This is a genomic window from Bacillus sp. Marseille-P3661 (genome assembly GCF_900240995.1).
Taxonomy (GTDB): domain Bacteria; phylum Bacillota; class Bacilli; order Bacillales; family Bacillaceae_J; genus OESV01.
Window position 1 is genome coordinate 562,627 of the sequence record NZ_LT965953.1, and the last position, 14,005, is coordinate 576,631.

Annotated in this window: 13 protein-coding genes; 12 read left to right on the plus strand and 1 reads right to left on the minus strand. The window is 35.6% G+C overall.

What is annotated here, in order from left to right; genetic code table 11:
• Nucleotides 1-70: 70 nt before the first annotated feature.
• The 8 genes from C1724_RS02520 to C1724_RS02555 all read left to right on the plus strand — a co-directional run bounded on the left by C1724_RS02520 (nt 71) and on the right by C1724_RS02555 (nt 8,440).
• The gene (locus tag C1724_RS02520; RefSeq protein ID WP_258000353.1) at nt 71-1,117 is read left to right on the plus strand and encodes a tripartite tricarboxylate transporter substrate binding protein; all 1,047 of its coding nucleotides are present in this window, start codon (nt 71-73) and stop codon (nt 1,115-1,117) included.
• Nucleotides 1,118-1,350: 233 nt separating this feature from the next.
• On the plus strand, nt 1,351-1,833 hold the full coding sequence (locus C1724_RS02525; RefSeq protein WP_180994104.1) for a tripartite tricarboxylate transporter TctB family protein: 483 nt from the start codon (nt 1,351-1,353) through the stop codon (nt 1,831-1,833).
• A 14-nt stretch (nt 1,834-1,847) separates the two neighbouring features.
• Nucleotides 1,848-3,362, plus strand: coding sequence for a tripartite tricarboxylate transporter permease (locus tag C1724_RS02530; protein ID WP_102345173.1), 1,515 nt, complete (start codon nt 1,848-1,850; stop codon nt 3,360-3,362).
• A 189-nt stretch (nt 3,363-3,551) separates the two neighbouring features.
• Entirely contained in the window at nt 3,552-4,250 is a 699-nt protein-coding gene (locus tag C1724_RS02535; protein WP_180994105.1) for a FadR/GntR family transcriptional regulator, read from the plus strand.
• Nucleotides 4,251-4,532: 282 nt separating this feature from the next.
• A complete protein-coding gene (locus C1724_RS02540; RefSeq protein WP_258000266.1) occupies nt 4,533-5,789 on the plus strand; it encodes an anaerobic sulfatase maturase in 1,257 nt (418 codons plus the stop codon).
• Between the two features lie 138 nt (nt 5,790-5,927).
• On the plus strand, nt 5,928-7,115 hold the full coding sequence (locus C1724_RS02545) for an ROK family protein (protein ID WP_102345175.1): 1,188 nt from the start codon (nt 5,928-5,930) through the stop codon (nt 7,113-7,115).
• Nucleotides 7,116-7,284: 169 nt separating this feature from the next.
• Complete coding sequence (locus tag C1724_RS02550; RefSeq protein ID WP_219723253.1) at nt 7,285-7,899, plus strand: chromate transporter; 615 nt, start codon at nt 7,285-7,287, stop codon at nt 7,897-7,899.
• A gap of 1 nt (nt 7,900) precedes the next feature.
• Nucleotides 7,901-8,440 (plus strand): chromate transporter, encoded by a 540-nt coding sequence (locus C1724_RS02555; RefSeq protein WP_102345177.1) that lies wholly within the window; start codon nt 7,901-7,903, stop codon nt 8,438-8,440.
• Nucleotides 8,441-8,712: 272 nt separating this feature from the next.
• On the opposite strand, the gene C1724_RS02560 is transcribed toward C1724_RS02555, so the two are convergent.
• Nucleotides 8,713-9,219 (minus strand): GbsR/MarR family transcriptional regulator, encoded by a 507-nt coding sequence (locus tag C1724_RS02560; RefSeq protein WP_219723257.1) that lies wholly within the window; start codon nt 9,217-9,219, stop codon nt 8,713-8,715.
• A 276-nt stretch (nt 9,220-9,495) separates the two neighbouring features.
• Here C1724_RS02560 and proV point away from each other — a divergent pair, with 276 nt between their 5' ends.
• From proV to C1724_RS02580, 4 genes are all read left to right on the plus strand, one after another.
• A complete protein-coding gene (gene proV / locus C1724_RS02565; RefSeq protein WP_102345179.1) occupies nt 9,496-10,737 on the plus strand; it encodes a glycine betaine/L-proline ABC transporter ATP-binding protein ProV in 1,242 nt (413 codons plus the stop codon).
• A 1-nt stretch (nt 10,738) separates the two neighbouring features.
• Entirely contained in the window at nt 10,739-11,587 is an 849-nt protein-coding gene (locus C1724_RS02570) for an ABC transporter permease (protein ID WP_102345180.1), read from the plus strand.
• Nucleotides 11,587-12,510 carry a glycine betaine ABC transporter substrate-binding protein gene (locus tag C1724_RS02575; RefSeq protein WP_102345181.1) on the plus strand — a complete coding sequence of 308 codons (924 nt, stop codon included), beginning with the start codon at nt 11,587-11,589 and terminating at the stop codon, nt 12,508-12,510. The genes C1724_RS02570 and C1724_RS02575 overlap by 1 nt, the downstream gene beginning before the upstream one ends.
• Nucleotides 12,511-12,831: 321 nt before the next feature.
• Nucleotides 12,832-13,974, plus strand: a complete 1,143-nt coding sequence (locus tag C1724_RS02580; protein WP_102345182.1) for a glycosyltransferase — start codon at nt 12,832-12,834, stop codon at nt 13,972-13,974.
• Nucleotides 13,975-14,005: the final 31 nt, after the last annotated feature.

Genomic DNA, 14,005 nt, shown 5'->3' on the forward strand with positions numbered 1-14,005 from the left:
ATAGAAGTAAGTAAATAGTCATTCTAAGTATTCAGAAGTCAAATTATTAATATGAGGAGGAATATAAGTGATGAAGGGAATAAACTTTAAAGAATTAAAGATGTCAAAAGCAAAACGTAAGGTAACCGCTCTATTAACAGGTGGTATACTATTAACTATGCTGTTAGCTGGATGCGCTTCTTCATCAACTACACCTGAGTCTGCAACTGAATCTGAAAAGACACCTGAGGTTTCTAGCGGTGATTATCCTAATAAGCCTGTTCAAATTATCACACCAACAGGTAGCGGAGGAGATACGGATATAAATGCACGTGTATTCTCTAAATATATGGAAAAAGAGTTGGGTCAGCCTTTTGTAGTAACGAATGTTACTGGGGCTGGAGGGGTTATTGGTTCAAGGCAGGTTAAAGATGCTGCACCTGATGGATACACAGCACTATTTTTCCATTATGGTACATTAACTCAAACATTAATGGGAACTGCTGATTTCTTTATTCTTGATGATTTTGATGTTGTGGGTATTCCAATCTTAGATAATACAAGTGTTATTGTAACTAAAAAAGGTAAGTACAAAGACATGAAAGAGCTTTTAGATGATGCAAAAGCAAGACCAGGAAAAGTAAATTTTGCAATTGAGACAGGTACTGTTGCCCATCTAGCAGGGCGTATTATTGAGGACCAAGCTGGCGTGGATTTCAATTTAGTTGATACAGGTGCGGCTGCTACTAAGAATGCAGCACTTCTCTCAGGACAGTCAGATGGTTTTTTTGCGCAATATCTTGCCGTTAAAGAATATGTTAAATCTGGTGATTTCGAATTAATTGGGTTAGTTGCTGATGAAAGAAATCCTGGGATGCCGGATGTCCCTACCCTTAAGGAGCAAGGAATTGACTTTGCACTACCTAAGTTTTTCTACTTTGCATTCCCAAAAGGAACTCCAGATGAAATTGAGTCGAAATTCCAAGAAGCAATGCAAAAGGTTGTAAGTAATCCGGAAGCAATAGAAGAATTTGAGAAAGACTTCTTGGAACTTAAATATCTTGATCCTAGTGCTTCTGCAGATCTTATTAATCAGACAAAAGACATTTTTGCTGGGTATGTAGATGAAATGAAGTAATAGCTATAACAGCTGGTTTATAGTTGATTAATAGCTCAATAATAATAAACTTAATTTATGGAAAAAAATATTATCAAAGGCCTGTAACCCAATGGGTACACAGGCTCTTTCAATATTATTAATGCTTTATCTTAAATGGAAAAAAGTAAGATTGGATTGGAGTTAATTTACGATTTTTAAATGTGCAATAACAATATTACGTTATTTTATTCTGTTATTTGGAGGCTAACTTAGTGAGTAGATATAAGGATATAATTTCCGGCACGTTTTTATTTTTGGTTGCAGTTGTATTATATGTAGCTACCTACAGTATACAATCGTTTACAGATGCAGGATATGGTGTTACTTTTGTTCCTCGAGTAGTTGCTATTATTATAGCTTTTCTCAGTCTTCTAGTTTTAATACAGGCAATAAAAAATGCAAAGGCAAATAGTAATGATGTTGTTGAGAAAGATAGCGAGTATGCTCCAAACTATAAATCAACATTTCTCACTTTTGTTCTTATTATTATCTATATGATAATGCTTCAACCGGTTGGTTTTATTTTGTCTACGACGCTTTATTTAGTATTGCAAATGTTTATATTATCCAACTTTAATCGCGATAGGAAAAAAATAATACTTTTTATAACGATAAGTACCATTTCTTCAGTAAGCTTATATTTTATATTTGTTAATTTATTATCTGTGATTTTACCTGCAGGTATCTTAGGTTAGGAGTTGATGTTGAAGTGCTAGAAAGTATTTTGTCAGGATTCTCTGTGGTTATGACTTTTCAAAACATTTTACTTATCATAATGGGTGTAGCGATAGGTATAGTATTTGGATCTATACCTGGTCTTTCAGCAACAATGGCAGTTGCATTATGTCTACCAATAACATTCGCTTTACCAGTAATACCATCTATGAGTCTACTAATTGGTTTATATCTTGGTGGAATATCAGGTGGTCTTATTTCAGCTATACTTCTAAAAATACCAGGAACACCTGCATCTATTGCAACAACCTTTGATGGCCATCCAATGGCTCAAAAAGGGGAGGCAGGTAAGGCTTTAAGCCTAGGAATAATTTTTTCCTTCCTCGGTGGTCTTTTTAGTATTTTTGTTTTAATCTTTGTTTCACCACCTCTTGCTCAGATTGCAATAAGATTTACACCTTTTGATTATTTCTCTGTTATACTATTTTCTCTTACGATGATGGCAGGACTTTCAGGGAAGTCTCTTGTTAAAGGTCTTTTGAGTGGTATGCTTGGTATGACTTTTGCGTTTATTGGTGGTGCTCCAATTGACGGGTTACCAAGGTTTACAATGGGAATTAAAGAATTAGAAGGGGGATTTAATCTCCTACCAACCCTAATTGGTATATTTGCTATATCGGAAATTTTAAAAGCTGGTGAAGAAACTAAAATGTATAAGGCTGCCACCAAAACTGTTACTAAGGTAGGTGGATTGTATGTCAGCTTTAAAGAGATTGTTTCACAAACCGGAAACTTTTTGCGCTCAAGTGTTATCGGTACCGCAATCGGAATTTTGCCAGGAATTGGCGGTGGCATTTCCAATCTTATTTCTTACACAGTTGCACAAAAGCAATCTAAATACCCTGAGAAGTTTGGTACAGGTATAAAAGATGGGATTGTTGCATCTGAAACGGCTAACAATGCTTCGATTGGAGGCGCAATGGTACCACTTTTATCATTAGGAATTCCTGGTGATACAGTTACTGCCATGTTAATTGGAGCTTTAATGATTCAAGGGATTTCGCCTGGACCATTAATGTTTCAAACCCAAGGTGAATTAGTTTATTCAATTTTTGCAGCTTTACTTATTGCAAACGTAGTCATGTTAATATTAATGCTTGGTGGTTTGAAAATTTTTGTTAAATTACTAGAGATTCCTAAAGAAATATTATTGCCTTTGATTTTTGCAGTGTGTATCATAGGAGCCTTCGGAGTGAACAATAGACTATTTGACGTTTTGACTGTTTTAATTTTCGGGGTTATAGGTTATATTATGCAGAAATTTGATTATCCTTTAGCGCCTATTATATTAGGATTTATACTAGGTCCATTATTAGAGGAAAATTTACGTCGAGGACTTATGTTTTCAGGCGGAGAATTACTTCCTTTTATAACAAATCCTATTTCAGCTTTCTTTTTGGTAATGACTGCTGTATCAATTTTCTTATCAATTAAAAAAGCGATGTTACTTGGAAAGCAAGGTGCTAACGGGATAAAGCGTAGTGCCTAAATTATAGAGAACTTAGATCCCTATAATCCAAGATTAATTAGAGGCATAAAGATTGTTTCTATTTGAAACTCAGATATGTAATATCATATAATTTTAAATAGTAAACAAAAGTTATATCAATTACTGATGATAAATATGCTAAAAAGTACTAAGAATTTATTTGAAATATGTTTTCAACGGGAGAAGATTATGGTTGAACAATCATTTAATTCGGAAAAACATCCTTTTTCGAAGATTTTATACAATTTTATTTTACAACAAGGTTTTAATAGTGGAGATAAACTTCCGACAGAAAGAGAATTATCAGAGCAATTTGGTGTGGGAAGAAGTTCAGTTCGTGAAGCATTAAGTGGATTGAAAGCCTTAGGCATATTAGAAGTTCGACAAGGCTCTGGGTGTTATGTTAAGGAGGTTAATTTAGCCTCGCTCCTTCTTCCAATACAAGAACGAATTCACAATAAACGAATTCTTGTTGAGGAAATCATTGAAACAAGGGTGGCTATTGAGTTAGAAATTATTCGGTTAGCAATTAAAAGGGCCACCCCGATCATGCTAGATAAAGTTGAAACTTACTTAATATCCTATGAAAAAAAATCAGCAGATAATAACAAATCAACCATAGAAACAAGTCAGCATTTTGCTTTTGAACGGCTTTTGGCTGAAATGGCGGGAAATCGTATACTTATTATGATGCAGAACTTAGTTCATGAGTTATGGCGGGATACAACACGTAAGGGATGGCGTCATAGAAGTATAGAAGAAGCTAATCGTGAACATATGGATATTTTTCAAAGTATTAAAAATAAAGATTTAGCTTCTGCACTTACAAAAATGGAAAATCACTTGTTATGGGGCGTTAAGAATTTTGATGTAATGAACGAATCCTAATAAAATCAAGCTAAAAAATACTTTTTGTCATGATCGAATCAACTTCACGCTGATTACCTATACATCATAGGTATCAGCTGTTTTTTTGTCTATCTTGATAAGGGCAAATTGTTTAATACTGTTGTACCCTGAATTAGGGAGTAGATTAACACCCTGTATGGATGGTGAAAGTGAATTTATTATGAATAGACAAATATGCTATAACGAAACCTATTTGTTTGTGATTTATATCATTGAGTTAAATTGAATTATAGCCCTAAGATAAAGGTAGGGGGGATAATTTTGCGAAACTATTACGAGTCAATTATAAAAGAACCATTAGGAGTAATGTGGAAGACGGTTTCAGAGGCATGTAATCTGGCCTGTGATTACTGCTATTATAGTAGCTGTAAAGGGAGACCTGAAAAACTCGAAGTAATATCTGTTGAGGTATTGAAAAAATTTATAAAAGAATATATGGAAAAGTCAAATGGGATTGCTGTCTTTGCATGGCAAGGAGGAGAACCTTTATTGGCTGGATTAGATTTTTTTGAAAAAGTTGTTTCTCTCCAAGCGGAGTATGCTCCCAAAAATACAGTAATAAGCAATTCAATTCAAACAAACGGAACATTAATTGATGAAAATTGGGCAAGATTTTTTAAAAAATATAATTTTTTAGTAGGGGTAAGTTTAGATGGTCCAAAGGATATTAATGATGCGAGGAGAGTCACAGGTTCAGGCGTTGGTAGTTTCCAATCTATTATGAAAGGAATTGGCCAATTAAAAGCGGAAAATGTAGACTTTAATATACTTACAGTTTTACATGAAGATAATATAGACAAAGCTCGGGAGTTAATGGAGTTTTACGAGAGGGAAAATTTCAGATTTGTTCAATTTATTCCTTGTATGGATTTTAAATCTCAAGATATAAATAGACCAGGAAAATATTTAATTACCCAAAAAGAATATGGTGATTTTTTATGTAATGTGTTTGATTTGTGGTATAAGGATGGTTTACCGGAAACATCAATTGGTTTTTTTGATAATATGTTAGCTGTTTATCTTCATGAGGAAGCTCACACGTGTACTCATCGGGAATCTTGTCCTAAAACGTTAGTTTTGGAACAAAATGGTGATGCCTATCCGTGCGATTTTTATATTCATAACGATTACAACTTAGGAAATATTTTTAGTTCCAATTTAGAAACGATTTTAAATCATTCTAAACTTGAAGGTTTTTTAAATAAAAAGAAAACCCTTCCCAAGCAATGTGAAAGTTGTGAGTATTTACAATTATGTAATGGAGGGTGCCCAAGAAATAGAAATTGGTATGGGGATTTAAATTTGCAAACAGATTTCTTTTGTCAAAGCTACAAACAAATATATAAATATGCCGATCAGCGGATGCGAAAGGTTGCAAAAAACGAAAAGGCAAGAAAGTTCGAGAAATATATAAGGTCAGGTAGGGTATTACCAGGAAGAAATGATATGTGCCTGTGTGGGAGTGGTGAGAAATTCAAAAAGTGTTGTGAACCATTAAAACAGGTTATTAATCTATAAATAATAAATAGCTTCATTTACTATATGAAGTCTCCGTTTATATTGTAGATAAATAGTCTCCATGATAACCTACAATTGCGATTCCATGGTTTTAAATGATAAATTAGTACTAAGAGATACTGAAATGGTGGGATCAAGGTGTTAAGGACATTTTTAGAGGATCATTCACAAAAAAACAAATTGAAAAAATCACTTTATCAATTAATCCATAGATATGGAGTTATATCTAAGGTTGATTTAATTAATGAAATGAATATACCGCAAACAACATTGAATCGAATGTTACGAGATCTTGAAGAAAAAGGATTAATCCGATTGTGTGGATACGGAGAATCTAGTGGTGGTAGACCGCCTGTCCTTTATGAGGCTATCCCTAATGCTAGCTATGTAATTGGAATTGAAATAGCAAGGACACATGTTAATATTATTCTTCAAAATATTAAGTTTGAATTGATAGATCAGGAATACTTTACAATGACAAATGAACATACCTCAGAAAAAACTTTAAATAATGTGATTGAAATTATCCATTCATTACTTGTGAAGTATTCTTTAGATATAGATATGATAGTAGGAATTGGCGTTGGTGCAGTTGGTCCACTTAATCGAGAAAGCGGCATAATTTTAACTCCTGATGCTTTTCTGGCAGAAGGATGGGGAAATGTCAAGATCTCATCGATGCTCACTTCGGAATTTCCAGTACCAATAGTGTTAAACAATGCTGCGAACACAGCAGCGTTAGCTGAATATAAGATAAGTAATTCGAATGATGAAGATATCTTGTATTGTATCAGCGGTTATGGGCTACGGTGTGGCTTTATAAACAAAGGGCGATTTTTAAATATTCGAGAAGGAGATGCTAGTTCCTTTGGTCATATGATTATCGAACCCAATGGGAGAAAGTGTAGCTGTGGTAAACGTGGCTGTGTCAATGCATATGTATCGTTCCATGCTATTTTTAAATGTATAGAAGAAACGTTGGAAAACGAAAAGGATAATTTCCTTTTAAATATACAGGGAATTGAAGACTTATTGGGGAGTTTAAATTGTAAAGAAGATGTTGTTAGACAAATCGTGTTAAGATCCGGCTACTTTTATGGTTTAGCTATCGCCAATATGATTAATATTTTACATCCAAGTACGGTTATTTTACAGGGTAAATTAATTAGCCATTCAAACGAATATTATAATCATGTAGTAAAGACTGCTGAAGAACATATATATACTGTTAGTTCCAGCAAGGTCCTGATCAAGAAAGGGGAACTTGGAGAAAATGCCCCCGCTATTGGAGCAGCAATGGAGGTTTTTTACAGTTTATTTGATTAGTAAATATGTAAATTATAAAAATATACCCTCTTTAATTCTTGTTAATATGTTAGGTCAAAAATGAGCGTCAGTATAAACTCTCGTGATGTTCATATATTTTTGCTCACTTTCGGCCAAAACGGACGAAAGTGTGTTATAATTTATTTAACATATTAAGGGAGGGAGTCTGTTGAATAAAGATATAAGACTACTTTTTGAAATTTTTATCTCCTTTTTAAAAATAGGTCCAGTTACATTTGGTGGAGGTTATGCAATGATTCCATTGATTGAAAGGGAGGTAGTAACCAAAAAAAAGTGGCTCAAGATTGAAGATGTTTCGGATGTTTTTGCGTTAGCTGAATCTGTTCCAGGAGCGATAGCCATTAATTCAGCGACATTTATTGGTCACAGGATTGCAGGTACTCGCGGTGCGATCTGCGCTATGTTCGGTGTTTTACTTCCGACGTTTTTTACTGTAATTACGTTAAGTATGTTGTTTTTTTCTTTACAAGGAAATCCACATTTAGAATCAGCCTTTATGGGTATTCGCGCTTCAATTGTCGCTTTAATTGTTTTTGCCGGTATCAAAATTTCTAAAACGGCCATCTTTGATAAATCAACATTTGCTCTAATGGCAGTCATGCTCATAATCCTTCTATTTGTACATATCCACCCAGTTATGATCATAATAAGCGGTGCAATTCTAGGGGTAGGAATCATTAAGTTAAAAGAAAAATTAGGATTTGTAATAAAGCTTGATAAAGAACATCAAGGGTATATGAATAAGGATCAAGAGGGGGCATAGTATGCTGTTGTTAGAACTGTTTGTTGTCTTTACTATGATTGGGGCAGTGTCTTTTGGTGGTGGCTATGCGATGATTCCGGTCATTGAACGAGAAGTGACTAACAGAGGCTGGCTTACAACAAGTGAATTTACAGATATTATTGCGGTTGCGGGCATGTCACCTGGACCGATTGCAACTAACAGTGCAACAGTTGTAGGATACCATGTTGCAGGAATACCTGGTGCAATTCTTTCATCGTTTGCTATGACATTACCTTCTTTAGTCATCATTTTAATTATCGCCATCTTTTTTATGAAATTTAATCAACATCAAATGGTAAAATCAGCATTTTATGGCTTACGTCCCATTGTCACTAGTTTAATTCTTTTTGCTGCAATCAAATTCTCCATCTCTAACGGTGTGGTATCAACTACCATTACTACTGAGATGATCTTGCTATTACTTGTATTTATTAGTGCACTGTTTTCATTGTTATATTTAAGATTACATCCTGCACTTGTAATTGTATTATCAGGAGTTATAGGTGTTTTTATCTTTTAATTGCAGTTTCAAAGGCTTGTAGATCTTAGGATATCCACTTTATGTATGAATAAAGTTTTTAAAATCCCCCCACCTTCAACGCCGAGATGGGGGGATTTAAGCTAGTTAAGCATCATAAAAAATAAGAAAATAAGTCTTTTAATTTGATCATTTTTGCGGAAGTAGCAGTTGGGAAAGGGGGGGAAGATAGCGGGGAAGGGTGCTAAAATAATTGATTCCTTATTGAGAGGTCGGGATGGTAACGTCCCGACCTCCCAATTGTCCTATTCTTCCTAATCCTTCTTCTTTTCAATTGGAATAAAATTTAGAATTTCCTTTGTCTCAAAGCTATCGATGAGTCTGTCTTGCCAATCGTAATAGTCAAGCCTTTCTTCTAGCTTCTTAATATCTATTAGGGCTTGTTCACGGATTTCTTCAGAAGTCTCCGGGTCAGCAATAAGTTTTTGTAATTTGGTTATCGACTTTTCCATTACAGTACTATTTGTTGTAATGGCAGTTCGCCATTTGATTGTGAAGTAATCAAAAAAGCACTGATACCAATCTTCTTTGATTGAATATAAATCCTTCCTCTCACCCTTTATCCAAACCTTTTCCACCATATTTAAATCAAGTAAGGTTCTAACCGATGTACTCATACTTGTTTTGCTCATCCCGAGCTCTTCTTTCATTTCATCTAGTGTAAGCGGTTTATCTGAGAATAAAAGGAGACCATATAATCGTCCAGCGGAGGGGGTGATTCCATAAAGGTTCATATTTTGAGCAAGAGCATCAATAACCATGGTTCTGGTTCTTTCTAATAGTTCGTTGTCTTTCAATCATCTCACCTCCTATTAGATATAGAGTGTACATATTCACTAAATAAATGTAAAGTTCCTTTACATGAAGAAAATGGGAGCATAAAGGAGTATTTATAAGTAAAACGTTAGTGTAGTACGTACAGTTATTTCTGTACGCTCTATATGATCAATATACATCGAATACACTGTTTGTAGTAATCTAAATAATACGTCTATAATTAAGAAAGTCCTTAGCGACAAATTAAATGAGGTGAAAGAATGGAAGAAAACCATATAAAGATTAAGGTCAGTGATGTTACCAAAATTTTTGGGAAATCATCAAAAAAGGCTTTGCAGTTACTCAAAGAAGGGAAATCAAAGGAACAAATTTTAAAGGAAACAGGCTCAACAGTTGGGGTTAACAGAGCATCCTTTGAAGTGAAGTCTGGCGAGATATTCGTCATTATGGGTTTATCTGGAAGTGGAAAGTCTACCTTAGTTCGATTGCTTAATCGTCTGATTGAACCAACAATAGGGCAAGTTCAAATTGATGGTAAAGATGTAGTGAAAATGAATAAGGAAGAATTAAGGGAAGTTAGAAGAAAGAAAATTAGTATGGTCTTTCAAAAGTTTGCATTGTTTCCTCATAGAACAGTGCTTGAGAACACTGAGTATGGCTTAGAGATTCAGGGTGTTGATAAGGCCGATAGAAGTAAAAAGGCATTAGAAGCCTTAGAATTAGTAGGACTTAAGGGTTATGAAAATCAATATCCTAGTCAACTTAGTGGTGGAATGCAGCAACGTGTGGGACTAGCGAGAGCACTGGCAAATGATCCTGATGTTCTTTTAATGGATGAAGCGTTTAGCGCACTAGATCCATTGATTCGAAAAGACATGCAGGATGAGTTGCTAGAGTTACAATCTACTATGGAAAAAACAATTGTATTTATCACTCACGATTTAGACGAAGCTCTTCGCATTGGAGACAGGATTGCTCTTATGAAGGATGGTAACATCGTACAAATAGGAACACCTGAAGAAATATTAATGAATCCTTCCAATGAATATGTTGAGAGATTCGTAGAGGACGTTGATCTCTCAAAGGTTCTTACTGCCGGGCATGTTATGAAACGTGCAGAGACCGTTCAAATTGATAAAGGCCCACGTGTCGCACTAAAATTAATGAAGGATTTAGGAATCTCATCTATATATGTCGTGGATAAACAGCAGAAACTACTCGGTGCCATTACCGCAAAAGATGCTTCAAAAGCAGCTGATGAAAATCAGTCGTTAAAAGCATTCTTAGATAAGGACATAAATGTAGTTGGAACAGATACTTTATTAATTGACTTATTTGAAAAAGTATCGTCGTCAAGTATTCCTGTAGCAGTAACAGACGAAAAGAACAGATTAAAAGGAATTCTAATTAAAGGTGCGGTGATCGGTGCTCTTACGGGTAACGAGCAATATATAAATGAGGTTGTCGAATCAGAGACAGCAACAGCTAAGGAGGTGATGTAAGATGGAAGGGATTTTACCGAAACTTCCTATAGCCAATTGGATTGATGATTTAGTTGATTGGATGACCGCTACTTTTGGTGGGTTGTTTGATGGCATATCTGCTGGAGTTGAATTTTTTGTTGAAGGAATTGTCACCGGATTAGCCTTCATACCTTCTATTCTACTTATTATTCTTGTGAGTTTATTAGCTTGGAAGGTTTGTAATATAAGAATAGCCATATTTGCCCTATTAGGCTTATTACTTATTGATAATTTAGGTTATTGGGAAGATATGTTAGAAACAGTAGCTCTTGTATTGACGGCGGTGTTGATTTCAATCGTGATTGGGATACCAGTTGGGATTTGGGCATCACAAAATGAAAGAGCAAGACAGGTCGTTACACCTATTCTCGATTTCATGCAAACCATGCCAGCTTTCGTTTACTTACTGCCGGCAATCTTTTTCTTTAGTATAGGGGTGGTACCAGGAGTTGTTGCATCCGTCATTTTTGCAATGCCGCCAACCATTCGTTTAACCGTACTTGGAATTAAACAGGTACCTGCAGATTTAATTGAGGCAACAGAAGCATTTGGTTCTACAACCAAGCAAAAGCTTTTAAAGGTGCAATTACCACTAGCGATGCCGACAATTATGGCAGGGATTAATCAAAGTATCATGCTAGCTTTATCAATGGTGGTAATAGCATCTATGGTTGGGGCTCCTGGACTCGGTACAGAAGTTTATCGTGCCGTTACGCAAATTAAAACAGGCGTCGGGTTTGAAGCCGGTTTGGCAATAGTTGTTATAGCTATTTTACTAGACCGCATCACACAAAATATTGGTAAGAAAAAACAAGGGGGAACAATATAATGTTTAAAAAATTAGTAGGAATCACATCTGCATTAGCACTAACGCTAGGTTTAGCTGCGTGTGGAGGAACAGAAACAAGTGAATCAACAGGTGGATCAACGCCTTCAGAATCAGAAGGTTCAACAGCATCTGTTGGTGAACAGCTTGATTATGAAATAGTCGGAATTGACCCAGGTGCAGGAATAATGAAGATTACCACTGAACAGGTTTTACCTGAGTATGGTCTTGATGATTGGGAAGTAGTAGAAGGATCTGGAGCAGCTATGACAGCTGCATTAAAAAAGGCATACGATAAAGAGGAGCCAATCATTATAACAGGTTGGAGTCCACACTGGAAGTTTGCAAGCTTTGATTTAAAATACTTAGAAGATCCAAAAGGTATCTATGGTGGAGCTGAAGATGTTAATACGATTGTTCGTCAAGGATTAAAGGAAGACCATCCTGATGCTTATAAGCTTCTTGATCAATTTAACTGGGAGCCAGAACATATAGAAACAGTTATGAATTTAATTCAAGAAGGTAGTGAACCAGCTGAAGCGGCAGCACAGTGGGTAAGTGAAAATGAAGAATTAGTTAGCACTTGGACTGAAGGGGTTAACGAAGTGGACGGTGAGGAGTTAAAAATGCTTTATGTAGCATGGGATGACGTAATCACAAGCACACATGTCGTTGAAAATGTTTTAGAAAGTGTTGGATACGAAGTAGAATTAATTCAGGTTGATGCAGGTCCAATGTGGGCTGGTGTTGCAGACGGAAGCGGTGATGCAATTGTAGGTGCATGGTTGCCGACCACACACGCTGATTATTATGCCGAATATGAAGGGAAGTTCGAAGACCTAGGACCAAACCTTACTGGTACTAAGCTAGGATTAGTCGTGCCAGCATACATGGACATTGACTCTATTGAGGATTTAAAGGAATAAATATAATAACTACCTAAAAGATAGCTAATTCTGTGATTAGCTATCTTTTCTTTTAATTAGTTCAAGAATTGCACAATCATTCAGTGTTGAATGATAAAATTTAGCTCTATTGTAGAAAGAAACTTACTATGAAATTGAGTCTGTTTCACTTCGTGGAATGCAATTGAATTTATAATTAAAGCAAAGGAACATCCTTATGGGATATGTAACAAAGTCAAATAATTAAGCAAACTAGAACATTGGGGTCCTTCCTTTAATATCTTATTATGACAACTCTTTTTTATTTAAGGAGCTAGATAGGATGATTATAGGAGGAAAAATATGGCCTTTAAAGTCGCTTATATTAGCACATACATTCCTCGAAAATGTGGTCTAGCAACCTACACTCATAATTTACGGACTAGTGTAAATCAAGCCACATCTCAGGATATTGTGATTGCATTAGTTCTTTCAAATGAAGAAATCGAGCAGCAAAGTTCAAATTTATGTTATGTTAGGTGGGATCGTTTAACGGACTATTATAAAGCAGCGAAAGTAATCAATCAGAGTGATGTATCGATTGTATGCCTTCAGCATGAATTTGGAATATTTGGAGGGAAAAATGGGTCCTACATTCTTAAGCTGATAAAACATCTTAAAAAGCCTCTCGTTACCACCTTTCACACGGTTTCACCTAAGCTTAGTCGCCACATGTTGAAAATTCAGAAGGAAATCGCCAGATTAAGTCATACTGTTATTGTTATTAATAATAAAGCCCAGCGAACACTACACCAACGCCTTTTGATACCCAAAGAAAAAATCAAAGTGATCCCGCATGGTGCTCCTGAACCTAATTCATTTGATCGAAAACAAATTCGAGAAGAGTTAAATTGGGATAGAGATAAAGTGATGATGTCGTTTGGGCTGCTAAATAGAAATAAGGGCTTTGAATTTATTCTCAATATTTTACCCCATGTAATCAAAGTGCTTCCTAATCTGAAATATGTCATCATCGGCGAAACTCACCCTCTCGTTATTAGACGTGAAGGTGAAGCTTATCGAGAAAGTTTACAAAAGCTGATTGAAATGAATGGATTGACCAATCACGTCATTATGTTGAACAAGTACTTAAACGAAGATGAGTTTATTAAATATATGGTTGCAAGTGATCTCTTTATTGTTCCATATCCTGGCCTTCATCAGGCTAGTAGTGGTGTTTTATCCTATGCTGTCGGCCTGGGAAAACCGGTATTAGCTACCCCTTTTACACATGCTAGAGAACTTCTGCGTGACAGTCATGAATTACTTTCTGATTATGGGGATACAGAGTCTTGGGTACAGAAGATCATTCGAATTTTATCTGACCCGGTTTCTCAAGAACACTATGAGAGGGTAATTAGCGAGATTGGCAAGTCAATTCATTGGTCTACCGTAGGGAAACAGCATGCTGAACTTTTTGAACATATAAAAAATCAACTGCATTGATGCGCAGAGATCCAGCTGATTTCACGAAGAC

Coding starts and splice junctions, on each gene's coding strand:
- C1724_RS02560 (WP_219723257.1), bottom strand. CDS start 9,219: ATGGTTATTGATGCTCTTGCTCAAAATATGAACCTTTATGGAATCACC.
- C1724_RS02570 (WP_102345180.1), top strand. CDS start 10,739: ATGGAAGGGATTTTACCGAAACTTCCTATAGCCAATTGGATTGATGAT.
- C1724_RS02520 (WP_258000353.1), top strand. CDS start 71: ATGAAGGGAATAAACTTTAAAGAATTAAAGATGTCAAAAGCAAAACGT.
- C1724_RS02575 (WP_102345181.1), top strand. CDS start 11,587: ATGTTTAAAAAATTAGTAGGAATCACATCTGCATTAGCACTAACGCTA.
- C1724_RS02555 (WP_102345177.1), top strand. CDS start 7,901: ATGCTGTTGTTAGAACTGTTTGTTGTCTTTACTATGATTGGGGCAGTG.
- C1724_RS02580 (WP_102345182.1), top strand. CDS start 12,832: ATGGCCTTTAAAGTCGCTTATATTAGCACATACATTCCTCGAAAATGT.
- C1724_RS02535 (WP_180994105.1), top strand. CDS start 3,552: ATGGTTGAACAATCATTTAATTCGGAAAAACATCCTTTTTCGAAGATT.
- proV (WP_102345179.1), top strand. CDS start 9,496: ATGGAAGAAAACCATATAAAGATTAAGGTCAGTGATGTTACCAAAATT.